Source organism: Serratia sp. L9 (genome assembly GCF_050632285.1).
GTDB lineage: Bacteria > Pseudomonadota > Gammaproteobacteria > Enterobacterales > Enterobacteriaceae > Chania.
Genome location: NZ_CP192591.1, coordinates 970,792 through 996,633 on the forward strand (window position 1 = coordinate 970,792; position 25,842 = coordinate 996,633).

The window sequence follows — 25,842 nt, forward strand, 5'->3', positions numbered from 1 at the left end:
GCCATTGGATTTTCAACATGGGTAGTTATTGTTTTTAACTCGAGATATTTCCTGTCATTCCATCTAACATAAAAATATTAGAGAGGATTGTTATGCCAAACAACATTCGTATCGAAGAAGACCTGTTAGGAACACGTGAAGTCCCCGCAGAAGCCTACTATGGTATTCATACACTGCGTGCGATTGAAAACTTCTATATCAGCAACAGTAAAATCAGCGATGTCCCTGAGTTTGTTCGGGGCATGGTCATGGTGAAAAAAGCCGCTGCATTGGCCAACAAAGAACTGAAAACTATCCCGCGTAAAATTGCCGATACCATCATCCTGGCCTGTGATGAGGTGCTGGATAAAGGCAAATGCATGGATCAATTCCCTGTGGATGTGTTCCAAGGGGGGCCGGCACCTCATTGAACATGAACACCAACGAAGTGCTGGCAAATATCGGCCTGGAACTGATGGACCACCAGAAGGGCGAATATCAGTACCTTAACCCTAACGATCATCTCAATAAATGCCAATCCACCAACGATGCTTACCCTACCGGTTTCCGCATCGCGGTATATGCCTCCAACCAGAAACTGATCGACGCCATCAACCAACTGCGTGAAGGCTTTGACCGTAAAGCCAAAGAGTTCGAAACCGTTCTGAAAATGGGCCGTACCCAGTTGCAGGATGCGGTGCCAATGACCCTGGGCCAAGAGTTCAATGCGTTCAGCGTCCTGCTGAATGAAGAGACCCGTAACCTGCATCGCACCGCGGAACTGCTGCTGGAAGTGAACCTGGGTGCTACGGCGATCGGCACGGCGCTGAACACCCCGGAAGGCTACCAGCATCTGGCAGTACAAAAACTGGCAGAAGTCAGTAATCTGCCGGTCATTCCTGCTGAAGACCTGATCGAAGCCACCTCCGACTGCGGTGCCTATGTGATGGTACACAGCGCCCTCAAGCGGCTGGCAGTGAAACTCTCCAAGATCTGTAACGACCTGCGCCTGCTGTCTTCCGGCCCACGCGCTGGCCTGAACGAAATCAACCTGCCAGAATTGCAGGCGGGTTCTTCTATCATGCCAGCCAAAGTGAACCCGGTTATTCCAGAGGTTGTTAACCAGGTTTGCTTTAAAGTGATTGGCAACGACATCTGCGTTACCATGGCCGCCGAAGCAGGCCAGTTGCAGCTAAACGTGATGGAGCCGGTAATTGGCCAGGCAATGTTTGAGTCAATTCACATTCTGACCAACGCCTGCTATAACCTGCTGGAAAAATGTATTAATGGTATTACAGCAAACAAGGAAGTTTGTGAGTACTACGTATTTAACTCAATCGGGATAGTCACTTATCTGAACCCGTTCATTGGCCACCATAACGGTGACATCGTCGGCAAGATTTGTGCAGAAACCGGAAAGAGCGTACGTGAAGTAGTACTGGAGCGTGGATTGCTAACCGAAGCTGAACTGGACGATATCTTCTCTGTAGAGAACCTGATGCACCCGGCTTATAAAGCAAAGCGATATAACGAAGAAAGTGAAGAATAGATCTTGATTCAGCAAGGCACCCGATATTTTTATATCCGGTGCCTTTTTATTCATTAGAAACCTGGCCGCCGCTCACGCTTGGCGCAAATCAAGGTTTGAAGAAATCGTGTTGTCTCTTTGGATGAGGATTGCCAGTCGGCAGCCAGCGCAAAGATCTCCCGAACCCACAAATAAATCCGATCATCGCTGAAACGGGGATCGCGGAAACGTTCCAGCGTCTCGCCACAATAGTCAGGTACACCCGATGTTCCAACGGGTGTATTTTCAGACGTACCCAGCCCATCACAAAAGCTTTGATCAGGAGTTGTAGCCGGAATCTCAGATTTTTACATCACCTCAGTCTCAAGTCGGCAACCAGGCCAACAGTTTGGTAAACCCATTAACGTTGTAGAAAGGGCTCCATTGAAGAAACAATCCAGATTGTTACCTATGCATAGTCCACTCAAATTAAAATATACAATAATATCAAACACTTGATAAATAATTATGTTAATGTGAACTTTTTGTTAATAAAACATTGACATTCTGTGTACTGTTTTTTATAAATGTTACATTAGAAAATTTTATGGTACTGGGCCACTTTTTATGGATGAATTATGCATTAGAAACCGTACCCTTATCCCATTGAAAGGGATAACGAAACCGGTTGAGTTTATAACCTTCCGTGGTTTTCCTGTAGAAAAGGAACATATCGCGCTGCGTTTCGCTCACCGGGAGAATAACCCCGTGCCACTGGTACGAATTCATTCTGAATGTATGACAGGCGATGTATTTCATTCTCTGCGCTGTGATTGTGGTGAACAATTATCTGAAGCAATGTCATTGCTGGAAGATCAAGGTGGCCTACTTCTCTATTTACGGCAGGAAGGGCGAGGCATTGGTTTATATAATAAAATCGATGCATACCAATTACAGAACTCAGGCATGGACACTTATCAAGCAAATATTGAACTGGGGTTTTCTCATGACGAGCGAGAGTTTTCAATCGCTGCAATGATGCTAAAAGCTCTAGATATCTTTGAAATTTGTTTATTGAGTAATAATCCTGATAAAAAAACACAGCTCGAACATCATGGTATTAATGTAAATAGAGTGGTGAATACCGGGACGTTTCTGAATAAATTCAATAAAGACTATTTATCGGCAAAAAAGAAAAAACTAACCATCTCCTTAATATGTGAAGGCACTGATTATGCATAAACACACTGCGCCAATTAGCGGAGTTGCTACTATTGGTAATGATTGGGTATTAACCGCAGGCTATGATAACCGGGTTATCCTATGGAATGCTAAAAATAAAATGCCGGTTAATAGAGTTTTCCACGATCATTTGGCAAATCAGTGTACCTTCAGCCCATGTGGGCATTATGTCGCGACAGTCAGCAGCGATTACAGTTGCAGAATCTGGACATTCCCTGAACTGATGCTGTTCGGCATTATAAAGATGCATAAGGATGATGTTGAGTCAGTTTCTTTTCATCCCGAAAAACCGTTGGTAGCAACCTGCTCACGGGATAAAACCATCGTGATTTCCGATCTTAATGGCAATCCAATTCAACATTTAAAAGGCCATTGTGCAGACGTTATTTCTGTCGAATGGGGTCGGAGTGGCAATCTTATCAGCTCCAGCGACGACGGTACAATCCGGGTTTGGGATCCCGACAGCGGCGAGCAGGTTCAATGTATTGATCTCGATAATGTGGAAACGGACACCATCGCGATTGCGCCCTGCGGAACTATATTCGCCGGTAACGATAACGGAGAAATCATTACGATCGCGCAGGGCACCATGCGCATGACGCTAGCGCATGAGGCTGGCATCAAACGCTTGGTGTATGACGCGGAACATCAGGTTATGGTCAGCCTGAGTTACGACCGCAAAATGAAACTGTGGCGGGAGCGCGACGGGGTATTGGAAAACTATCATACCGCCGATTTGCCCGCCATTATTTGGCCACGCTCTTGTGCTTTTCTAAATGAAGACAACTTGGTTTTCGCCTCATTCGGCGATAGCTATGCACAATATATTATCTCTGCGAAAACCTGGCAGTTGGATCATATTAAACCGACGCAGGGTTTGAACGCAGTACAACTGTTTAATGGAGAGCTCTGGAGCGTCGGTGACGCGGGTAATGTATATCGGGGATCGCAGATCGTCACAGAAATTGGCAGTCTTTGTAACTTTATTTGCGAGTTTAACGGGATATTACTTACCGGCGGCCAGATGGGTACATTGTTTAATGCCCAAACGGGTGAAATAGTTTATCAACATCATTCTCCGCTTAACTGTGCGGCCAGTATCGGCGGTGACAATGCCATGTGCGTCGTTGGCACCTATACCGGTGAAGGTATCGTATTACGCGAGGTTGATGGCAAGGTTCAGGTTATCAAAGTGATCGGGCTGCATGCCAATGCAATCAAAGGCGTTGCGCTGTCAGATGTGTTCATTTTTTCCGTCTGCGCCGACAGCTCAACCGCATTTCACAATACTGACGATTTAAGTTGCCACCAATATATTCCCAATGCCCATGGAAAAATTGCCAATGGCTGCGATGGTAACGGTACTGATAATTTTGTCAGCGTGAGCCGGGATCTCAAGCTACGTCTCTGGCATAAAGATGGCGTAACCGTCATTGATACACCAAGCCTAAATTCCATTAAATGTGTAGCGTTAAGCAAAGATAAAAGACATGTCTCCATCGGAAATTACACCGGGTGGGTAGGGATTTTCGATATTGCCGAGCAGCAATGGTCATATTGGCAGCGGCGTTCATTTTCAGGTATTTCAAGCATTAAAGCCACTGACGATAATTTTGTATTCTCAACTTACGAAGGCATATGTGAATTCGTACTTCAGGGATAAACGGAAATGCGAACAAACTGTATCTCCTTAACGGGATTGCTAACGGAAAATGCTGATTTATCGGGCAAACAGATTAATGCTTTGAGCGCCAGAGAAGCAATGGGCCTGCCCCCTACGTGTGCATTAACGAACTGGACAATCTTGACTCAGAATATGAAACGTTGTCAGTTCTTGGCCGCGAAGCTCTGATCGACATCATTTCTAACGGAGCATCGCCCTTTTCCCGTCGATACGCGGCAGGAAATTTACTGGCGCTTAAGGGCGATCCACGCATCAGGGTTTATGACCCTGAAATGATCGTGATCCCTGGGGCCGAAGTAACGCTCGGCCTAGATGAAAGCGCAGTGGCTGGTGTGACGGACGCCTTTAGGCAGTATGGGGTTCTGGAGGAGTGGATCGCCAAAGAGTGTCCGGCACATACGGTAACGCTGGAGAGCTTTGCGCTGGGGAAATATTGCGTAACGAACCGGGAATATTACTTTTTTCTTGATGATACAGGCTACGAAGAACTACCCACCAGTTGGCCATTCGGGGAATATCCGCGCCAACGGTCGAACTATCCCGTTTATTCCGTTACCCACACAGCAGCCAGCGCATATGCAGCTTGGCTTAGCAGGAAAACGGGTCGTGTATTCCATTTACCTTCCGAGGCACAGTGGGAATACGCGGCGGCTGGAAACGAAGGGCGGGAATATCCTTGGGGAGAATGGTTCGAGATGGATCGATGCAATTCGGTGGAAAGCGGAATTATTGACGCGACGCCCGTTGGATTGTTCCCGCTGGGTGTAGGTCCGTTCGGACATCTCGATATGGCGGGAAATGTAGAAGAATACACCAAGGATAGCTACCAACCTTATGGTAAGTATCCCGAAATCAAAGACGATCTTTGGCTGACCCAGGGGGAAAATTACCCTGTGGCTCGTGGCGGAAGCTTTACCCGCTTTCGCGACCTGTGTAGAACACGCAGGCGGCACGGCAGATACGATACGGAACTCTATGTAATGGGTTTTCGACTGGCAGAAAAAATAATTCCATAAGGAGTGACGTAGTGAATATTCCAAACCGCTTGCTGCGTGTCTTTTATGCAGACAATGAACTGATTTGTTCCGACGTGAAAGGCCGTTTACATAAGTTCGACACCGAACTAAATCTTATTTGTTCATCCCCGGCATTGGGCTACAACAAACCTATCAATGCGGTGGTGCTATATAAAACGTTTATTTTCACCAAAGATCGTTTTGGCACGGTTGGAAAATGGCAGCGCGATACCTTGGAACCCATCGATTTTTATGAGGCGGAGAACTTATGTGACCGCGAAAAATTGTTCGATGGTGAAGAGCCGTCACCCTCACCCAATCGCGCCATTGCTGTTTTAAATGACCGTCTCTACACTAATAACGGTTTCGGCCAGATCGTGGTGATTGACGTAAATGATTTCCGCCTGCTGGATATCAGGGAATCGCCGTCACCCAGCTTTTTTGACGCGATTTGCGTTGAAAATGAAGAAACGCATATGCTTTCCGACGTTGACGGCACGGTGTATATCGGTAATCTCGAGGAAAATTATTTTCCCATCAGTCGTAAACTAGATAGTAACGTGATTCACGGCGTGGTTTATGATCGTAGGCATGATCGTTTTTGCACCACACAGGATGGCGGTCTAGGAGATGATAAATGCGTACGCACCGGAATTATATCCATTGATAAAGACGGTGAGAATGTAAAGGAATATAAGGTTTCTCATGAAGATAATGAGTTTATTACGTTCTCTTTTGATTATGAAAAAATATATATTGGTGGTTTCAACGGTAAGATATCTGTTTTCGACAATAGCAATAAAGAATTCAAGCTGGAAAAAATTTTTGGCCCACTTGAGTTTCAAATAATTCACGCTGTTGTTGATGAAAAAAACAACATATATACTTTGCTTCAGACTGGTGATATTTTTAAATTAAACAGCGACGGTGAGATTGTCGGCAGAACTCATTTTCTTAATAAATGCATATGGATGCTTGAACCACATCCGGAAAATGATAAATATCTTTATGCGGGAACCGATGTTGGTGTAGCGATATTTACTTGGGAAGAAGGGATATTCGGCAGCCTTCAGGTTAAGCAACTGGCACACCATCGTCACGGTTTTGGTATCGTAAAAGATATCAAACCCTTGAATGACGGTTCTTATATAGGTATCAGCCGCAAAGGGGACGTATTTCACTGCAGCGAGCAGGGGCATATTTTGTGGGTTAAACAGGTTCTTGGCGTTCCAAGGGGGCTGTCGCTGAATAAAGCACAGAACCGCTGCCTGCTGTCTTCTGATGCAAATAAAGTTTACGAATTTAACGTTAATGATGGTGGGTTGATTGATACGATTGAATTGAATGGTCCTTCATACGCCTGTGCCTATACCCGCGAAGGAAACCGGGCATTTACCTGCGATTTCCATCAGCAGGTTATATTTATGCACTCAGAGTCTCAGGATATTTTAGGAAGCATAACATTTAATGCCCGCCTGAAACGGTTAATTACAGATAAACATGGGCATCTTTTCGTGACTGGGCCCGGGGGTGTATTTGAAATTGACAGTAACAATATGAAAGTTAAATCCGAAACCGGTGAGTTTCTTGTCAGTACCAAAGAAACCTGCGCGTATAGTAACGGATTTATTTTTGCAGGCGGATACGGTTATCAGGTTGGCGTTTATCAATACGCCGACGGGGAAATTGTCGATCTAGAAGAAAACCTTCCCGACTATACCAAAGCCTTCGCCGCATTTCCCGGAACCAATGATGAGGTCGTGCTGTTTGTCGGCGGGCGTGGCGGTTTCCTGAACAGTTATCGGGTTGAGGCTGGCAAGCTGAATAAAATCCGGGAAACCTATTTAACTTAAAATACGTTGAGGCTCTGGCTTCGACATTCACTGCCAACGTAGTTGGCTACTATTAAACGGGAGGATACACAATGACCAAGCCTAAGCGCCGCATTGTTCAGAGCAATGGCTAATTGCCTGACATCGTAAAGGCCTTAATCTGGCCGGAGAGAGGTGGCGCAAGCCACCTCGATCTAAGGAGAAAAGAGTGAGAACGCTTATCTATAATACGAGATTCACAGCATGGGCTACCGGATTGGCTTTTGATCGCCTCGGCAACGCCATGTATACCGTGGTCTTACCGCTGATGGTCTACCATATGACGGCTTCGCTGCAAAATATGGCCATTGTTTCCATCAGTCAGTTTTTACCCCGTGTTTTTCCGGGGATCTATGCCGGCAGCATCGTCGACATTTCCAATAAAAAACATATTTTCTTTTGTTCATTGCTTGTTCAGTTCGCTATCGGGTTAACGATCGCGTTTCTTTACAGCATTGATGCGCTTCCGTTTGCGCTGTTGTGCGTTTTAGCTGCAGCGACCAGCGTTGCTTTCGAAGTATCGCGCACGACGGAAATGACGCTCGTCCCTGCACTGTTCGCCAAAGATCGCGTGGAAGCGACTACGGCTCTGGCGTCAATCCATACGGCTATGTTTATGATTGGCCCCATCATTGGTGCCGTGTTGCTCAAATATTTCAGCTATACCGTGCTGCTGCTGATCAACGCGTTAACCTACCTTGCCCCACTACTCGCCAATTACTGGACAAAAATACCGTCGATGCAAGCGGTGGAGCATCAGGTAAAGGGTCTGCGAGAGAAGTTTGTGCTAACCAACCTTTCGCTGAAAGAATCTCTGGTTAGGGTACACCAGAGTAAGCCACTGCGCCTGCTGATCATGTTCATCATCTGCATAACGCTCGCCACGGGCGGACTGGAGTTATTGATCATCTTTTACATAAAAAACAAGCTCGGTGTCAGTGATCAATTCGCCAGTTTTATGTATGCGGTCAGCGCTGGCGGCATGTTTTTAGGTTCCATCCTCGTTCCCGTTTTTAAAGGCATGGCAAGGAAGTCTTTCCTTTTTATCACCTTGTTAATGATCGCTGCCGGCGTGATGCTGTTTCAGTATGGCTCCGTTCCGGCCCTGCTTGCTGGCCAACTTTTCACGTTCATGGGGATCTTCGCCTGTCGCGTCACTCAGGATCTGATTATTCAGGAAAGCGCGCCGCAAGCGATGCTGGGCAGAATCAGTGGATTACTACGCATTATCAACAGCGCAATGATTTCGCTCTCAACGATTTTCCTCACCTCGTTGGCAGCAGTACTCAGCTTCAAATACATCGCTCTAATCATCATTCTGATGGTTCTGGTTGCCCTGATGCTCAGCCAGAATCCACACTTCTCCTCAACACGTTATGAAAATGGTGAAAATTTGAATGAATAACTACGTCATTATCAGCGGAAGTTCCCGCGAGAACAGCCAATCCTCCAGGCTATCCCACATCATTAACACGATGATTGCTGCGGTGGACGTTGATGCGCACACCGATGTTATCGACTTAGCCGAAACCCGGCATCAAGAGTGGAATAATGCGTTTTGGGAAAAAGAGATCCCTTGCTCCAACTGGAAAAAAACCTCCCATAAGCTTGCGGAAAGCTCTGCGGTGATCTTCGTTGTACCAGAATGGCATGGCATGGTCCCGCCTGCGCTGATGAACCTGCTGGTCCTGGCTGAACGGAATGAACTGGCGCACAAACCAGCGTTGATCGTCAGTATCTCAGGTGGGAGTGGTGGAGCGAACCCGGTCGCGCAGCTTAAAGGATTCTGCGCAAAAAACAACCGGATTTGCTTCATTCCGGACCACGTTATCGTGCGCAATGTGCGTAGCAAATCGTTCAATGGTAACGAAGATAGTGCGGGTGACGAGGCACGTCTGTCTTATGCGCTTAGCGTGCTGAAAGCTTATATTCCAGGGCTCGATCAGGTACGTCAAAGCGGGGTACTGGATTTTGAAACTTGGCCGTATGGAATGTAACCGCATGCAAACTTCAGACAACTACGCCATGACCATTGCCAAAGCTTTTCACCGCCATTACACGGAACAGTCCGATGTGTGGACCGGTGATATCGGTATGCGTATTTTACCGTTGCTCATTCAAGGAAAACTGCGTTTGTCCGGCAACGGACGTATACTCGATATTGGCTGTGGTAGCGGGCAGGATACCCACGTCTATAGCCCGCTGAGCCTCGGAGTTACGGGCGTAGATATTTACGCCCATCCCGAATGGAAAGCCATAAGCGGGCACTATGATAACGTCAATTTTTATCATGGTGATTTTCTTTCCTGCCCATTGAACGGACATTATCAGGTCATCGTGGACAACGGCTGTTTCCATCATCAGAAAGAGGAAAGTTGGGCGGAGTATCTAGAGAAGGCGCACCAATTTTTATCTCCGCAGGGTCATTTCATTTTATCGACGTTCTGTGACGATAGAAAACCGACCTACCAGGATAGCTATGCCCGTATTCACCACTATTTCAGTGATGATCAGCTTGCAGATATTTTAAATAGAGCCGGGTTTCACGTGGTGGAAACCACCTATATCTATCGGCCTACGCACGAAAATTACTACCGTATCTCGTTTTGCCAAAAGGCATAATCTGACCAGTTTGCTTGGTGGCACCCGTAAGGATGCCACCCCATAATGCAACTCGTTTTTTCGGCTTAGCTGTAACAGCCTGGTTTTTTACCATTTCCAAATGGGCCCAGGACTACCTGATGCGCCTTATGCCAGGAACTGGGGAAGTTATATACGACGTACTCCACCGTTCCTGCTACCTTGCGGGTTTCCGTCATACGTCTGGCTGAGGTATTTACATTATCTATAATGAGGCAGCTAGAATCGTCATTTGACATGCCTTTTGCCCTATCTTCGATTACATCCATAATACGTTTCAACCGGGCTTTTTCCTTATCCGAACGCACCGCCATGAGTCGTGCCTTGCAGGTCAGTGAATTGCCCGCTTGATTGCTTTCCGTGGCATGAATGTTATCCAGCGTCAGAGTCCGCCGGTCAGCCTTGTTCGTGTGCCACTCGCGGCTAATCGCTTCAAAGAAGTGCTCGACAGAAAGTTTCTGAGCACGCTTTTGCGCCTTCTTCCCGGCTACTGGGTAATGCCATTCGCAACCTGCTTACGGGTTCCCCGCGTTTTTCTCGCGCTTCAGCCAGCGATAAGTACAGGCGAAATGCAGCTTATTCTGGATGGTTTGAAAGAACTGCGTGGTTTCTTTGAGTGATGGCTGATAGTCAGCGGCTAACGCAAAAATCTCCCGAACCCGCAAATAAACCCGGCGTTCGCTGGCGCGGATATCGCGGATGCGTTCCAGCATCTCATCGAAGTAATCAACGGGGAGCAGGTCAATTCCATTGGGCGTAGCCTATGGGCTTTGGGAAGGGCTCGGTATTTTGCTGATTGCCCCACTGAGCTATCTGCTGTTTCAAAAACCGATATCGGTGCTGAAGCTAAGTGGCTTTGTAGTGATTGTCTGTGGGATAGCTTGTTTGAAGTATGGCGTGGTAAAAAAATAAATAACGCCAGGCAACGCATGCTGGTCCTGGCTGTGCTGCATTATTAACAACTGCAGATGGCTTCTATGCCAGGCGTCAATGCCAGGCGTCAATGCCACTGCATCGCCTTAGCATGAAATAGGGCTGTATGCAGGTTAATATCGAGCAACCCATGCTTATTATTTTTAGTTTTTGTTCGATCCCCCAGTGTTACTACAGTAACGTTCTCCTTCATACCCCCAAGAATTTGTCACTGTTCCCTTTCTAGATAGAATTATCTCATCATGGTTTATCCGTTTTTAGCTTGCACATATTTACTCCGAGAATACTTGTTGCTTCTCATTCTCTGGTATGAAAAATATTTATTATTTTCATGACATTAAAAAACATTAAAGCTATTAATTTTTTTACTTAGATCTTAGCTGTAACATTATTGCAATATAATTCATCATTGATAATAAAATTCGTATTTAAACGAAATGAATCACATATGTATGATAATAGAGGATTAATTATTATTTTGCTAATGATTTGTTAACAATCTTATTGCTTTAACCTTTTTTAGAAGAAAATTCTCACTAAATAGATTTAAGTTTCATTATGAGTGATGTTTCAATAGATTTGTCTTAAGAAAATAAATTGTGCCGATGCGCTACCTGATTTAAATACGGTTAGATAATCAGGTCATCATGCAGCTACTATTGGAGGTGAGACATCATGCAAGCGTTACCAATAATAGGTAATAGCTCTATAAATCAGAGAAAAAAAGGAGAAAACGTTTACTTTATTTAATGCGATGCAATTAGTCTATAACACTGACTTTTAAACTATTAGTCACTTTTTAATCTTTGTATTGTTAAGTTTATGGTAAAAAATATTAAATCAAACAACAATTTGTCAACTAAGTTCAGAAACAGATTGGGATACTCCTTTTTAACTTTATATAAGAGAATGGTCTTAATTAATGCCATCTGTGAAATTTAATTTCTTATCGTGATTACATTTATTAGAGCCAGATAAACATTGTATATTTTAGTAGGGAGTCACAGGTGCTGAATAAAGAAAATCATTTTGGATATATTATCAAGTTTGACAGTGGCAGCCATTTTCAGGTTGATTTGCTGCATAACCAATTGGTCAGGATGTCTACGGCAAAAAATGAGGAGCTTAAAATAGTATCGGTAAGAAGCACTAAGATGAAATTGCTGTGTTACCTCCTGGAGAAGGCTAAAAATAATATTGTCAGCAGAGAGGAATTGCTGAGTAATGTCTGGGAAGCCAGTAGTCTGAGTTCTTCTTATCCGCGACTGTTGCAAGTAGTGAATAAACTCAAAGAGGATTTACAGCTCCTAGGGGTACCATCAGACTTTATTAATTATGATCGCGGTAAGGGATACAGTCTTAATTGTAGTCAATTGCTCTACCTGTATTTCAATACCGAGGAAGTTGTTAGCTAACTTTTTAAATAATACGGGAAGGAATCTCGTTTTTTATTAATGATAAGGAAGTAACATGATAATAGAAAAAGCAATAAACATCGCAATACTTGATGAAGATAAAATCTCTTGCCTGGGCATGAGCTCCTTACTGAACAGAGAATACTCATCATTGCTAAAGGTAGAAACTTTTTACACGCTTGATGAGTTAATAGAAATGCCCGCGTTGTACTGGGATCTTATTATCATTGACGCTAACGGTATTGACTTTACTGCACTGGATGTATTTACTTGGCTTGATAAGATTTATGCATCCAGTAGAAAACGGCCAAAAATACTCTTTACCCATCGTTCGCCGTTGGGGCAGTTGCCGATAACGATTTTAAATTTTTATTCGAGAAGTGTTTACAATAAAGAAGATAGAGTTAATATTTTTATTCAAAAAATCACGGAAATTATTTATTTAGGTGATAACGTGAAGATCATAAGACCGCATATTACTAAAACGGAAAAGGAGGTGCTGATGAACCTGTCCGAAAACAAGAGCATACATTACTTGAGTAAATATAGCGGTAAAGAAGCCAAGACGCTGTACAGCCATAAAAACTCAGCGTTAGCGAAGTTAGGCGTAAAATCTTCTGATCATTTCTTTGCGCGTTATAACCAGGAACTGTTTTCGGGGCTGATGAAGCTCTCCTGCTTTAGATAAATGCCGTATGCAAATTTGTAGTCAGTGTATGACATTGGACGGCTTGATACCGTCCGTTTTGTTTTTGTCAGATAATATTATTAATTTTTTTCATCAAGATAACGGCTGTTGCACTTGAATAAAATGCCGCTTACCCAGCAATTCTCCCTCGCCATACCAATTGATATTCAATAACTGTAATGTTGCGATATTGTTCTGCAGAGCAAAGAAATAGCCGTTTGAGCTGGAGAATGCCAGGCGATTACCCTGTAACTGGGTCACGGTATATTGCAGATTATGCGGCGCATTTTTGGCCATGATAGCAAAGTAGAGTGGGGCCATTGCCGTTGCCTGCCGAATAATCTCTTGTTTATGCCGCACGATAGTGGTTGCTGGTGCCTGCTCAATCCGTTCGGATATCAGTGAGAAGAACTCGGCATTGGTCACCATCACCTGCAGTTTCTGACTAAGCTGGGGCGTCAATGTGGCTTTATCATCCGTTGCTTTCACAGTCTGTAAAAACGCCGCCGAGGTGAGGTGAGCCATGCAGGCAACCTGTTTTTTGACCAGGCTGTTATCTGCAAGCAGGGCAAATCCGGCATCTTGCTCAGCCAGTTTCTGCAAGGCAATGCCTTTGTTGGTAAAGAACTGCTCAAACTGCTCCTGGGTTTTCTGCCCTTGAGCCAGCGCACAGACCTGCTCCATGATGATGTCATTACGTGAACCGCCAAAAACTGGTGCCAGCGAAGCAATGGTGTTCTGCACTAATGGTAAAGAAGCCATGGTCATGCTATTGGTGCTGGTGTTACTGGCGTCACAACCAGCAAGTACCCAAGGAAGTATTCCACCGAGGAACAGGAAAATCTTTTTCTTCATAACGGCTTGTCCATAAATAGTTATAAAAAAGCAAACCCACCTAACAGCATGGGTTTGCTGACTTAATTAATGTGTGATTGCATTAAAGCAGCGTGCCGATATCCGGCACGCTTGAGTACAACCTATTACCATTGATAGCCCACACCCGCAGAGATACCGAAGTCGCCTTGGGTGTTGGTGCTACCCTGAACTTTAGTCACCCACTTGCCGTTTTCAGACACTTTAGACGCACCGATGGCCAGTGCGGATTCGCCATTATAGCTACCGCCACCCATCGACATCATGCCTGCGTCGGCGCTGTATGGTTGAGGCAACGAGCCCATTGCCATTGCTGACGCTACACCTGCACTCAGTTTGTCTTTCATGTCGTCCATACGGCGGCCCATATCGCGGAAGTTCTGATTGGTGCTGTTACTCAGTGATGACAGCCCCTCGTTGAACTGATCGACGTTAACCGCATCGGTACCCGCGGTGCCACGCGCCACGTTGGTGACCTGGCGCTCACTGCCAATAGATCCTACAGAGACCGAGTTGGCACGGTCGGCCAGTGAATCATTACCCAGAGCGACAGAATTGCTGGCGGTTGCGCGAGCATTGCTGCCCAACGCCAGGCTGTTGTTTCCAGAGGACTGCGCTCCACCACCCAACGCTGCGCTGTCTTTGCCTGTTGCTACGGCTTTGACACGGTTGCTGCTGTTGTTGGTGGCTACGGTGCTTGATGCAACGGCAATGTCTTTCACCTGAGCAACCGTGGCTGCGTCGTTATCTGCCACACCGTTAGCAATACCGGTTAACACACGATCACCCTCGGTACCTGCCAGGGAAACGGTAGTGCCGCCTTTGTCTTTACCCACCGACAGCGCTTGAGTTTCTGCATCCTGTTGCACCAGACCTACGGTGCCGTTGGTAATACCGTCGATATTGTTTTTGATATCGCTGATATCCGAGGTGTTTTGCGTTACCTGGGTTTTCACTTCGTACAGTTGGTTGCCGTTAACCGCATCGGTACTGCCTGCTGCCACGTTGCCTTCTGCCAGATTGGTGATCGTGACCGGAGCAGGCGCTTCGCGCGTTAAGCCGTTCACATTACCCAGCGTCACTTTATTGTTGTTATCCAGATCATAGGCAATAGCATTGTTGATGTTGGTTTTCATGGTACCGATATGGGTATCCAGTGCGGCCAGCGAGTCACTCAGGTTATAGCTGCTGCCCTGGATGTTGTAGCGTGGCCCACTGATCTTGCCAGTTGCCGCATCAATTGAGGCATCTGTTGCACCCAACTCTGCAAACAGATCTTTCAACTGGCTGATGTTCACTGCATCTTCATCAGCACGGCCTGCACGCACACCGCTTAAGACACGGCTACCGGACAACCCGCTGAATGAAATGCTGTCACCACCAGATAGCGCTGCTACGGTCAGTTCTTTGCTCACCAGATCCTGTTTTACCAGGCCAACCGAACCGGAGTTCAGATCGTTGGTCATGCTAGCCATGCTGTTGTTCAGGCTATTGATATCACCGCTGTTACGTAGGATGTCGGTGCTGTTTTGCGCGATAACGGCAGTGTTGGTATTAACTCCACCGTTCAAGGCGTTCAGTGCGTCGCCTACAGTCCCTACGGTCTGGCCCTGTACGCTGTAGCTTGGTGCAACAAAGTTACCGTCTGCATCAACCGCCGCGCCGCCGCCTAAGCTGCTCGCCAGTCCGCTAATGTTGCCAGTATTTTTGGCGATATCTGCGGTATTGGTAACAATATTTGCTGCGTTCGTCGCAATATTGGCGGTATTGCTCGCCACGGTATTATTGGTTTCGAACAGTTGGCTGCCGTTAACGGCCTCGGTGCTGTCCGCTGCCAGGTTGCCTGCCTTCACACCGCTCAGGGTACGCGCACCGTCAGTACCGGCCAGCGACACGGAAGTACCACCGGTTGCCGCAGCCACGGTCAGGTCCAGCGTATCCGCATCCTGCTGTACCAGACCAACAGCACCGCTGTTCAGATCGTTGGTAATGGTGGTCAGGCTGGTGCTCAAACTGTTGATATCACCGCTGTTACGCAGAATATCGGCGCTGTTTTGCGCGATAACGGCAGTGTTGGTATTAACTCCACCGTTCAAGGCGTTCAGTGCGTCGCCTACAGTCCCTACGGTCTGACCCTGCACGCTGTAGCTTGGTGCAACAAAGTTACCGTCCGCATCAACCGCCGCGCCACCGCCTAAACTGCCTGCCAGCCCACTGATGTTGCCGGTATTTTTGGCGATATCTGCGGTATTGGTGACAATATTTGCTGCGTTTGTCGCAATATTGGCGGTGTTGGTCGCCACATTATTGTTAGTCTCGAACAACTGGCTGCCATTAACGGCATCGGTGCTGTCCGCTGCCAGGTTGCCCGCCTTCACACCGCTCAGGGTACGCGCACCGTCGGTACCGGCCAGCGACACAGTAGTGCCACCGGTAGCCGCTGCCACGGTCAGGTCCAGTGTATCCGCATCCTGCTGTACCAGGCCAACGGTACCGCTGTTGAGGTCATTGGTGATGTTGGAGATGTTGGTAGTCAGGCTGGAGATATCGGTTTTGCTCTGGGTGATATCGGCCGTGTTGGTGGCGATATTGCTAGAGTTAATGGCGATATCCGAGGTGTTGGTAGCAATAGCGCTGGTATTGATGCCGATGGCCGAGGTGTTAGCCGCCACGTCGTTATTGGTGGCAAACAGCTGGCTGCCGTTCACAGCGTCGGTACTGTCTGCTGCCAGGCTGCCTGCTTTCACACCGGTCAGGGTACGAGCGCCGTCAGTACCGGCCAGCGACACGGACGTGCCACCGGTTGCCGCAGCCACGGTCAGATCCAGCGTATCCACATCCTGTTGCACCAGGCCGACAGCACCGCTGTTGAGGTCATTGGTGATGTTGGAGATGTTGGTGGTCAGGCTGGAGATATCGGTTTTGCTCTGGGTGATATCGGCCGTGTTGGTGGCGATATTGCTAGAGTTAATGGCGATATCCGAGGTGTTGGTAGCAATAGCGCTGGTATTGATGCCGATGGCCGAGGTGTTAGCCGCCACGTCGTTATTGGTGGCAAACAGCTGGCTGCCGTTAACGGCCTCGGTGCTGTCTGCTGCCAGGTTGCCCGCTTTCACACCGGTCAGGGTACGCGCGCCGTCGGTACCGGCCAGCGACACGGACGTGCCACCGGTTGCCGCAGCCACGGTCAGCTCCAGCGTATCCACATCCTGTTGCACCAGGCCAACGGTACCGCTGGTCAGGTCATTGGTGATGTTGGAGATGTTGGTAGTCAGGCTGGAGATATCGGTTTTGCTCTGGGTGATATCGGCCGTGTTGGCGGCGATATTGCTAGAGTTAGTGGCGATATCCGAGGTGTTGGTGGCAATAGCGCTGGTGTTGATGGCGATGGCCGAGGTGTTAGCCGCCACGTCGTTATTGGTGGCAAACAGCTGGCTGCCGTTAACGGCCTCGGTGCTGTCTGCTGCCAGGTTGCCCGCTTTCACACCGCTCAGGGTACGCGCACCGTCGGTACCGGCCAGCGACACGGACGTGCCACCGGTTGCCGCAGCCACGGTCAGATCCAGCGTATCCACATCCTGTTGCACCAGGCCGACAGTACCGCTGTTGAGGTCATTGGTGATGTTGGAGATGTTGGTAGTCAGGCTGGAGATATCGGTTTTGCTCTGGGTGATATCGGCCGTGTTGGCGGCGATATTGCTAGAGTTAGTGGCGATATCCGAGGTGTTGGTAGCAATAGCGCTGGTATTGATGGCGATGGCCGAGGTGTTTGCCGCCACGTCGTTATTGGTGGCAAACAGCTGGCTGCCGTTCACGGCGTCGGTGCTGTCTGCCGCCAGGCTGCCTGCTTTCACACCGGTCAGGGTACGAGCGCCGTCGGTACCGGCCAGCGACACGGACGTGCCACCGGTTGCCGCAGCCACGGTCAGATCCAGCGTATCCACATCCTGTTGCACCAGGCCGACAGCACCGCTGTTGAGGTCATTGGTGATGTTGGAGATGTTGGTAGTCAGGCTGGAGATATCGGTTTTGCTCTGGGTGATATCGGCCGTGTTGGCGGCGATATTGCTAGAGTTAGTGGCGATATCCGAGGTGTTGGTGGCAATGGCGCTGGTATTGATGGCGATGGCCGAGGTGTTTGCCGCCACGTCGTTATTGGTGGCAAACAGCTGGCTGCCGTTGACGGCGTCGGTGCTGCTGGCCGATAGCTCACCTGTGCTAAGGTTGGTGATACGAGTACCATCTTCGCCGCCTAACTGAATCAAGGCTTTGGACGCTGAATCGACATAGCGCAGTGCTGAGCCCGAAAGATTAGACAGGCTGCCACTCAGGCTTGTTAGCGCATCCCCTACGTTGCTGAATGGGGTAGACACTGACTGGCTGCTACCGGTTGTAGCATTGATTTGTCTCAGAGTGTATTGCGGACCGGTAACTGCCCCGGTAGTGTTATCGAAGGCTGAACCGCCACCCAAGGCAGCAATCAGCGGTGTTAATTGTGAAACGCTGACGGCATCAGTCGCAGTTGTACCTGCAGACAGATTCACCAACTGGCGTGTTGCCCCGGTGCCACCAATAGAAACGCTATTAGCACGGTTTGCCACAGAAGATGCACCTAAAGCAACCGAGTTGGCTGCGGTTGCACTGGCGTTGGCACCCACGGCGAGGTTATTGACCAAGGTTGCGGAACTGTTGAGCCCCAGTGCTAGCGTATTATTGGCGCTGGCTTTGGCGTTGGTGCCTAAAGCAATAGAGTCAATACCAGAGGCTTTAGTATTCGTGGTGGTATCTTGGAACGGATCTGCGGCTGAACCGACGTTAGATGATGAACCAAGCGCTATTGCTCGGGCTCCCGATGCCATTGCAGAAGTACCTATCGCGGTTGCATCAGCAGCTGTAGCCCCGGCAACAACACCAAAGGCATTAGACCGGGCACCGGTAGCTGCAGTCCAGGCCCCGAGAGCGATGGCGTTATCTGAGCTGTAGGCCCCAGGGCCTATTGACACAGCTGCACGCCCAGCAGCCGATGCCCAGTTGCCAAATGCCATTGCTCCTATTCCAGCAGATGAAGAATACGAGCCAAGTGTTATTGTCCCAGAAGTAGACGAGTTTGCTCCAGAACCAATTGCTATACTTTGCCCATTAGCTTGACCTGTTACTAGAACGCCCAGCCCATCTGCCCGATGCTCTGCTGCCAATGCACTTATCCACCCTGAGCTGGATGCTGTTGCAGCATCCGGGCCATTAACCACAATATTAATAACCGGGTTAGTTCCTACCGCACGCCCCATCCCTGGGGTAAATACCGGTGTTTCAGCAACGACAGTATCGTCGAACAACGTTAAATCGTTATCCGCCATCACCGCGGCCACTTGTGCGCCAATCGCTGCAATTTCGGTTAAATCTGGCAGGGTGTTGCTATCGGTAGTGGTTTCTTCTACTGAGCTGTCGACGACATCGGGAGTTAGATTGTCATCGGCAAAGCCTGCGGTTGCCACCGAGCTTAGGACGATCGCCGCCGCAACTTTGCTGGCAGCCTTACCCTTGGCTTTAGCGAATTCAGAAGCGACAACAAAACATTGCAGCGAATGATTCCAAATAACACGATAAACTTTATTCATTGTGATGACTCCATTCATTTTAGAGAGTGATAACAAGCACGGTTATCACCTTGTTTATTAATTTAAAGACAAAAACGCACGGCCGAAAAACAGTCTGACGTTAACCAGTCCGTGATTCGGCAATGGAAATCCACCCGATCTCACTAGGAGGAAATCAGATGGACTAATACCCCTGGGTACAACGCGGTTCTTAAATTAAAGTTTTATCTCGTAATAAAAGTTACCAATATTATTAATGGAATTTTTAATTCACTGCTGTTAACTCAAGGGTAAGCTATCGTAAAAATAGCGTCAGACTTAACTTCCCCAGGCTTAATATCACCCTCGGTTCGAATATATCTCGCCGTCATTTTTAACGGGATTGACGAGCCGTCTGCTGCCGATGTCCCGACCAGGAACTGCCCTGCGTTACTGGCACTGACGCTGGTATTCTGCGCGCCGAATTGCACCAACCCGCCGCCACTTTTTTCAATCACAACCCCGACCCCGGTAGCCGTGCTGCTAGCGGCCAGCCCCAACGTGGTGGTGCGGTTGGCTTTATTGTTGCCATCAGTAAAGGTGATATAGGGTTTGGCATTTTTGCCACAGTTGCCCAAAGAGATCGAAAACTCTTTGCCGCCGCTGATATCGCCGCTGTTTTTCAGGGCGCTGCTCTCGACATTCTGTAAATCAACTTCAATATTGACCCCGCCTAAATCGCAGGTTGGGGTTTTGGGTATCGGTAATTCGGGGAGCCCGCCGCCGCCTCCTGGTGTCAAAATGTTAGAGCTTGAAACAAGTTGAAGTGCGGTGCAACGGGTACCCCCTGGTTGAGCGTTTTGCGCGGTCCAAGTGGCCTGGTTACCAAAAATTATTTGTAAGGCGACACCATTGAGCCCGATAATTTGGCCACCTTGATAAATGCTGGCATTAGTGACAACCAACTCTTGTAACCATTCGTCAGACTCGCGAAGATCGGACCCTGCGATGGTAGTAGTACGAGAGTTAAGGATGCCAAAGGGGCTACCTATAACAACAATGCCGCCAGGATCACCCTGGCTAGTCATACGGAACCCGACACCCTGCACGACACCCTTTGGCCCGTTTACTGGCAGGGTATTATAAGTAGTATTCATGGTCCCAGTGGCATATGAAGCCCCGGTATACAAGACATCTGATGTTGTGCCGGTTTTCTTATAGGTGTAATTGGAGGTTACTGTGCGTGAAGCCAACACAAATCCATTGGTCAAGGTAACGGGCAGCGGTGTGAAAATATAAGGGCTGGTATCCATCGCAGCTGCTGCGCAGCTGCCAGCGGTTATGATGGCCATTCCTGGGGAACTATATAACCCTGTGCAAGCCAAGCCCATCAGCAGGCCGATTTGGCGCATAAAGCGTGTGAAGTGCATGACGCTATCCCTATTCATTGTTTATTCTCCCTGGCGTATCTAAGAAGGCTTAGGTGGATTTCACCACCTGGCAGTTGCCAGCGTTACAATTAAAATCCAACGTCGGGCGGCCACCGTAATCGTTAATGTAGGTCACCACCGGCTTGCTGAAGGCGGGTGACTTCAGTTCGGCACTGGACTGCGGAGCTATCATCAACGGCTGGAATTCATCAACCGCCGCGGCGCTGTTTTTTTCTGCCAAGCCAATCACGATCAGGTAATACGGTGTCGGGTTTTCAATGCGATAACCCTGTGCTGTTTGTTGCAATGTGGTCTGCTCCTGCCAGATCACCCCCTTTTTCGGGGTGATCGCCTCTGGCCGATAGAACAGTTTGATCTGCGTTTGCAGCGCAATCTGCATCACGTTGGTTTTCTCACTGCGCGGTGGGATTTCCCGCAGGTTGAAGTAGAACAAGGATTCGCGATCCTGTGGCAATTTCATCGCTTCCGGCATGGCGGAAACCTTGATGGCACTTTTGGCGCCCGGCTCCAGCCGCTGCACCGGTGGGGTTACTACCAGTGGGGTGGTGACTTTCTGGTGTTGGGCGTCTTCGATCCACGCCTGTGCCAGATAAGGCAGCTCTTTATTCTCATTGCTGAGGTTGAGGCTGACCGATTTGCTCTGACCGTTATAAATCACTCGCGTGCGATCCAGGGCAATCGCCGCATTAGCCATTTGGCTCCCCAGCAACAATACGGTGGCTAAGATGATTTTTTGTCTGATGTTCATATGAATATATACCTATTTCATCAGGCGGCAGGGCAGCAACAACTGCGCCTGGGCCTGCAATTTTTCTGGGATATCAACCTGGCACTGCGTGTTGCCATTCCAAACGACATCTAAAGTCTCACCAGCCAGAATGCCGCTCAGGTAAGCAAAACCGTCATCACTGACAATGGCCAACTCCTGGCCTTTAGCGTTCATGATGCTGCTGCCAAAGGGGGATAACTGCCATCAGCCAGGCGTAGCGTAGCGATAGCTTTTGCACCTCTAACCATCTCAAAGCGCCGGTAGCCGATGGCTCCGGCAGTCAGGGCCGATTCCACCACGGGCTGACGGGCTTCAACATCGTCGGCCAGGTTGTTGATATCTACTCGCGTATCGATGCGGTAATAGCTGGTGAAGTCATTCAGCACCGCGATGCCAAAGGCGTTGGTTTTTAAGCCACGTCCTTCAATCGGCACGCCAGCGATACCGTCGGTGCTGACCATCAGCCGTGTTGCGCCATTGCCACTATTGGTGTGCAGCGCAGCCCCTTTAGGGGTTAATGTGGCCCCGCCTTTGATTGAGGCGCCGTAGGAGGTGTAATTGTTTTGTTCATAGGACGCGTTCAGGCTGACTTCTGCCATGCTGCTGCTCTGGGTGTAAAAGCCGCTAAACTGAGCATTGGTGCCGTCCTGTTCCCCACGGTTGGTGCTTGTTCCGGCATTCAGGCGATAATTGCTGTTTTCACCGTTATTATTGAAATAGCTGACATTCTGGTTATAGCCGCCCTGGCTATGCTGCCCGTTGTAGCTCAGGCTTTGCTGATTGCCTAGCGGCACCGACAGGCTCAGGAACAGCGTATCGTCATTCGCGCCGTTATTCTTACTGCGGCTGGCAGACAGGTTGAGCGAAAGATCTTTCATATTCAGCGCGTCAAAATAGCGGCTGAGCGTGAGGCTATAGTTGTCTGCGGCCCGCTGATCCCAGTAAGTCTGATGGCTGTAAGCCAGGTACAGGCTGACGCGTGCATCGGCAAAGTTTTTGCTGGCGGTGATGGTATACATCTCTTTATCACGCCCGTTGTCATTACCGCGGTAGCGGCTCCCCAAATACTGTTCCATCGTCATAAACTGGCGCTGTGAGAAGCGGTAGCCGGCAAAGGTCACCTCACTGTCCAGTTTGTCGAAACGCTTGGCATAGCTCAGGCGGAAGGATTTGCCTTGTTGCGTTTGCTGTTGTGGTAAACCGCTGGCGCGGGATTGGGTAATATCTGCCGACAAGGCGCCCAAAGCATAAAGATCCCGGCCAATACCGACGGATAGCGAGTTATAGTCTCCAGCAGCAATACCCCCGCCGTACAGCGACCAACTGTTGCTCATCCCCCAGGAAAGCTCGCCGCTGGCAAATGCTGGCCCTTCGGTACCATGGTTCATGGTTGAAGGGCGGCCGACGGCGGTTTTGTAGCGTATGGCGCCGGGGCGTGTCAGATAAGGAATAGTGGCGGTATTGACCTGAAAGGTCTGAATGCTACCGTCTTGCTCTTCTACCCGCACATCCAGCAACCCGCTCACTGAACTGTTCAAATCCTGTATACGGAACGGCCCAGAGGGCACCGTGGTCTGGTATATCTGCCGCCCCTGCTGGCTGACCGTGACCTTGGCGTTGGTCCTGGCAATGCCGTTAACTTCTGGTGCATAGCCACGTAGGTTCGGTGGCAGCATCCGCTCGTCACTGGCCAGGCTCAGTCCGGTATAACGGAAGGTGCTGAAAATATCGGAGCTAAAATAGTTCTCTCCGAGCGTTAATGTGGAGGCCAGTGAACGTACGGAACGGAATAAATACACCCGGCTCCAGTCGAAATTACGTTGAGTCTGGCCGTTATCACCACTTAACTGGTGATAGTTTCCTTGGAAATCACCCCGGAACCGCCATGGGCCAAGGTTTGCGCCGGCGGTGCCGCTTAAGCTGGCGTTGCGCATTGCGGGGCCTTGATCCGGGCGGCTAACCAATGTGTTCAGGTTATAGTCCAACAAGAGGCCAGGAATACCGTCATCCCAACGCGAAGGCGGCAGCCAGTTTTGATCGGTGTATTCCAACCACGCTTGTGGGATGGACAGATACAGAATACCGGTGCCGAGATCGGTACGGAGTGTGACGCCTTCAAGTGCGCTGATATCCGCACAGCTGTCTTGATGCCAGTAACGCACTTTTTCGGCGATGGCGGGTTTTAGCCCGAACTGTGCGATCACGTTTTCCGGCAGGCAGGCGTCGCTGCTGCCTGGTTTGCCTTCGCGGGCCAGAAAAGAGATATTCTGCTCGGGTAAATCATGTTGGTTAACTCTGACCACTAACTGATACTGGCCAGGCATGATGTAACCTGACTTGGCAAAACGTGATAAGTCGATATTCTGCTTATCTTCGGTATCCAGCACATCAGTATTAAACTCAACGGCATGAGCAGCCTCATTGAATCCTATCAATGACGTTGCAACGGTAACGCACAGTACCCTGATACAGTCCATTGTATGACTCATTTAAATAGCTCTACTTAACCCTTTACGGACCGGAAAAAATAAGAATGCTATCTGTCCGTGAAGGTATTTATTGATAAACCAGCGTAAAATTCACAGCCGTGTGAAAACGCCCGGAGGTTACCTGCAGCGATTTTTTATTAAGATGTAGCGAGTAATTTAGTGTTTTATTTTCTGCTGAGAGTTCATGAACATTGATTACGGTGCCAGGCACGATGGTGTTATCTTGCTCATCGTGGATCTCAAAAACCAATCCTTGAGCTTCGCCCCCCAGCGTGAACCAACTGCTGCCCGGCTCGCTCGGCCCATCGAACTTCAGGCTGAACAGGCGTTGTTGTAATGCTTTATCTTCTGGGCTGGTTAACACACAGCTTATGAGTTTTATTGTAAACGGGAAAATAGTTGCCGTATTGCTTTGGGCAAGGCTTTGTAGGGTGATAACACCTAAGTCGACGGTTTGCTCTGTATTATCAGAAGATATGTTACAGGCCGAATTGAAAATGACCCCGTTCATATTCACTCTGCCATTTTCTTCCCGTGCAGCCGAAGTTACAAAAGAGAATGTCAGGCTGAATAGCAATAATAGAGGTCTCAACATGCTTATCTTTGACACCATGATTAATTTGATGAGAGATAAAGCATACGGCGAGGCCGTATGCTTAGTGTAAGACTTATGGGTAAGCCAAGGTAAAGTTGGCTACGCTGGTGAATTCACCAGGGATTACGCTACCAGCAACATCGCTGTTGCCTTGCAGATAAGCGGAGAACAACAGAGTGTTGTTACCAGTACCCAGCAGACGAGGAGTAGAAGCCGTACCCAGCGTAATTGCTGTGCCGCTACCGTCGGTGACTACAACACCAGCACCTTTGGCATCACCAGTAATACCCAGCAGGTTAGGGTTAGTGGCATCTTTAGAACCGTTAAAGGTGATAGTTACGTTTTTCAGCGTGGTAGTATCACATTTCTCTAAATCGATAGAGAAGTTCTGTGGGGTTGAAGAACCTTCGTCAGCCAGCAGCGCTGCAGAAACCTGGCCCAATGGAACAACCTGATCAGAAGTCTGTGGGGTGATTGAGCATGGTGCATCAATAATAGAGCCGGTAAAGGTAACAGTACCTGAACCTTGGTCAGCTGCGTGTACAGCAAATGTTGAAGCAGAAATCAGTGCTGCGGCCAGTACGTTCATTTTGAAACTAGACATAAATAATCCTTTATTTTCTTGAAGGTAAATCATTATTAAAAAATGCAGTGCTTTATGACATGCAAGGGTACTTCTACAATGTAGAATGATTTTAAAAACAAAAAATCATGGAGGTAACATTCAGCATTAGCCGTTATTGGCTGGCTAATGTGCTTTCATTGATTAAGCCAAGGTTATTTTTTATAACCTTGTGAAAACTCCATTTTTAATAACGATGAACTGCTGTTCACCACTATCTACTCTTGCTCTTGTTTAAACCATGAGGTGGATAGTACTTGAAATCTTCATCTGGTCAATACCAATAAATCAAGTTAATAGCCTGGTTTTGTGTTTTTTTATAGTGTTTTATGCTTATTTAATGCCCATTAAATAAATAATATAAACTGGAGGTTCGGATTTATCTGAATTAATCTACTGTTACCCGGAAGATAATAGGCGGTAAATATTTAATTCAATTTCCGGGATTATTCTTAAATCAAGAGGGGGTTTATTTCTTTTTTGATGTCATAG

17 protein-coding genes and 4 pseudogenes are annotated in these 25,842 nt (G+C 48.2%); 11 read left to right on the forward strand and 10 right to left on the reverse strand.

Annotated elements, in window-relative coordinates:
- Positions 1-92: 92 nt before the first annotated feature.
- Positions 93-1,528 (forward strand): annotated as a pseudogene (gene aspA, locus ACQ86O_RS04535) (aspartate ammonia-lyase).
- Positions 1,529-1,581: 53 nt separating this feature from the next.
- Here the strand turns inward: aspA and rhuM (ACQ86O_RS04540) are convergent.
- A complete protein-coding gene (rhuM, locus tag ACQ86O_RS04540) occupies positions 1,582-1,845 on the reverse strand; it encodes a RhuM family protein (RefSeq protein ID WP_431225647.1) in 264 nt (87 codons plus the stop codon).
- Positions 1,846-2,113: 268 nt separating this feature from the next.
- On the opposite strand from rhuM (ACQ86O_RS04540), the gene ACQ86O_RS04545 reads away from it, so the two are divergent.
- The 7 genes from ACQ86O_RS04545 (at position 2,114) to ACQ86O_RS04575 (ending at position 9,921) form a co-directional block, all read left to right on the forward strand.
- Entirely contained in the window at positions 2,114-2,728 is a 615-nt protein-coding gene (locus tag ACQ86O_RS04545; protein ID WP_431224296.1) for a GTP cyclohydrolase II, read from the forward strand.
- A complete protein-coding gene (locus ACQ86O_RS04550; RefSeq protein WP_431224297.1) occupies positions 2,721-4,391 on the forward strand; it encodes a WD40 repeat domain-containing protein in 1,671 nt (556 codons plus the stop codon). Before ACQ86O_RS04545 ends, ACQ86O_RS04550 begins: the two co-directional genes overlap by 8 nt.
- Before the next feature lie 116 nt (positions 4,392-4,507).
- Positions 4,508-5,428, forward strand: a complete 921-nt coding sequence (locus ACQ86O_RS04555; protein WP_431224298.1) for a formylglycine-generating enzyme family protein — start codon at positions 4,508-4,510, stop codon at positions 5,426-5,428.
- A gap of 11 nt (positions 5,429-5,439) precedes the next feature.
- Positions 5,440-7,281 (forward strand): YncE family protein, encoded by a 1,842-nt coding sequence (locus ACQ86O_RS04560; RefSeq protein ID WP_431224299.1) that lies wholly within the window; start codon positions 5,440-5,442, stop codon positions 7,279-7,281.
- A gap of 187 nt (positions 7,282-7,468) precedes the next feature.
- Positions 7,469-8,704, forward strand: coding sequence for an MFS transporter (locus ACQ86O_RS04565; RefSeq protein WP_431224300.1), 1,236 nt, complete (start codon positions 7,469-7,471; stop codon positions 8,702-8,704).
- A complete protein-coding gene (locus ACQ86O_RS04570) occupies positions 8,697-9,296 on the forward strand; it encodes an NADPH-dependent FMN reductase (RefSeq protein WP_431224301.1) in 600 nt (199 codons plus the stop codon). Before ACQ86O_RS04565 ends, ACQ86O_RS04570 begins: the two co-directional genes overlap by 8 nt.
- 4 nt (positions 9,297-9,300) lie before the next feature.
- Positions 9,301-9,921, forward strand: coding sequence for a class I SAM-dependent methyltransferase (locus ACQ86O_RS04575; RefSeq protein ID WP_431224302.1), 621 nt, complete (start codon positions 9,301-9,303; stop codon positions 9,919-9,921).
- A gap of 401 nt (positions 9,922-10,322) precedes the next feature.
- On the opposite strand, the pseudogene ACQ86O_RS04580 reads toward ACQ86O_RS04575, so the two are convergent.
- Together ACQ86O_RS04580 and rhuM (ACQ86O_RS04585) are read right to left on the reverse strand one after the other, a co-directional pair.
- Positions 10,323-10,497: pseudogene (locus ACQ86O_RS04580) on the reverse strand (integrase); the annotation flags it as partial.
- A pseudogene (gene rhuM / locus ACQ86O_RS04585) lies at positions 10,497-10,667 on the reverse strand (RhuM family protein); the annotation flags it as partial. The pseudogenes ACQ86O_RS04580 and rhuM (ACQ86O_RS04585), both read right to left, overlap by 1 nt.
- A gap of 22 nt (positions 10,668-10,689) precedes the next feature.
- Here rhuM (ACQ86O_RS04585) and ACQ86O_RS04590 point away from each other — a divergent pair.
- The 3 genes from ACQ86O_RS04590 to ACQ86O_RS04600 all read left to right on the forward strand — a co-directional run bounded on the left by ACQ86O_RS04590 (position 10,690) and on the right by ACQ86O_RS04600 (position 12,975).
- On the forward strand, positions 10,690-10,851 hold the full coding sequence (locus ACQ86O_RS04590) for an SMR family transporter (protein ID WP_431224303.1): 162 nt from the start codon (positions 10,690-10,692) through the stop codon (positions 10,849-10,851).
- Between the two features lie 1,028 nt (positions 10,852-11,879).
- A complete protein-coding gene (locus tag ACQ86O_RS04595) occupies positions 11,880-12,287 on the forward strand; it encodes a winged helix-turn-helix domain-containing protein (RefSeq protein WP_431224304.1) in 408 nt (135 codons plus the stop codon).
- Between the two features lie 55 nt (positions 12,288-12,342).
- Positions 12,343-12,975: a hypothetical protein gene (locus ACQ86O_RS04600; RefSeq protein ID WP_431224305.1), complete on the forward strand. Its 633-nt coding sequence runs from the start codon at positions 12,343-12,345 to the stop codon at positions 12,973-12,975.
- Between the two features lie 93 nt (positions 12,976-13,068).
- On the opposite strand, the gene ACQ86O_RS04605 is transcribed toward ACQ86O_RS04600, so the two are convergent.
- From ACQ86O_RS04605 to ACQ86O_RS04635, 7 genes and pseudogenes are all read right to left on the reverse strand, one after another.
- A complete protein-coding gene (locus ACQ86O_RS04605) occupies positions 13,069-13,830 on the reverse strand; it encodes a hypothetical protein (RefSeq protein ID WP_431224306.1) in 762 nt (253 codons plus the stop codon).
- 125 nt (positions 13,831-13,955) lie between these two features.
- Positions 13,956-19,466 (reverse strand): ESPR-type extended signal peptide-containing protein, encoded by a 5,511-nt coding sequence (locus tag ACQ86O_RS04610; protein ID WP_431224307.1) that lies wholly within the window; start codon positions 19,464-19,466, stop codon positions 13,956-13,958.
- A gap of 263 nt (positions 19,467-19,729) precedes the next feature.
- Positions 19,730-20,872, reverse strand: coding sequence for a fimbrial protein (locus ACQ86O_RS04615; protein WP_431224308.1), 1,143 nt, complete (start codon positions 20,870-20,872; stop codon positions 19,730-19,732).
- A gap of 31 nt (positions 20,873-20,903) precedes the next feature.
- Entirely contained in the window at positions 20,904-21,623 is a 720-nt protein-coding gene (locus tag ACQ86O_RS04620; protein ID WP_431224309.1) for a fimbria/pilus periplasmic chaperone, read from the reverse strand.
- Between the two features lie 12 nt (positions 21,624-21,635).
- Positions 21,636-24,121: pseudogene (locus tag ACQ86O_RS04625) on the reverse strand (fimbria/pilus outer membrane usher protein).
- A gap of 79 nt (positions 24,122-24,200) precedes the next feature.
- Positions 24,201-24,728: a fimbrial protein gene (locus ACQ86O_RS04630; protein WP_431224310.1), complete on the reverse strand. Its 528-nt coding sequence runs from the start codon at positions 24,726-24,728 to the stop codon at positions 24,201-24,203.
- A 73-nt stretch (positions 24,729-24,801) separates the two neighbouring features.
- Positions 24,802-25,332: a fimbrial protein gene (locus tag ACQ86O_RS04635; protein ID WP_431224311.1), complete on the reverse strand. Its 531-nt coding sequence runs from the start codon at positions 25,330-25,332 to the stop codon at positions 24,802-24,804.
- Positions 25,333-25,842 lie beyond the last annotated feature (510 nt).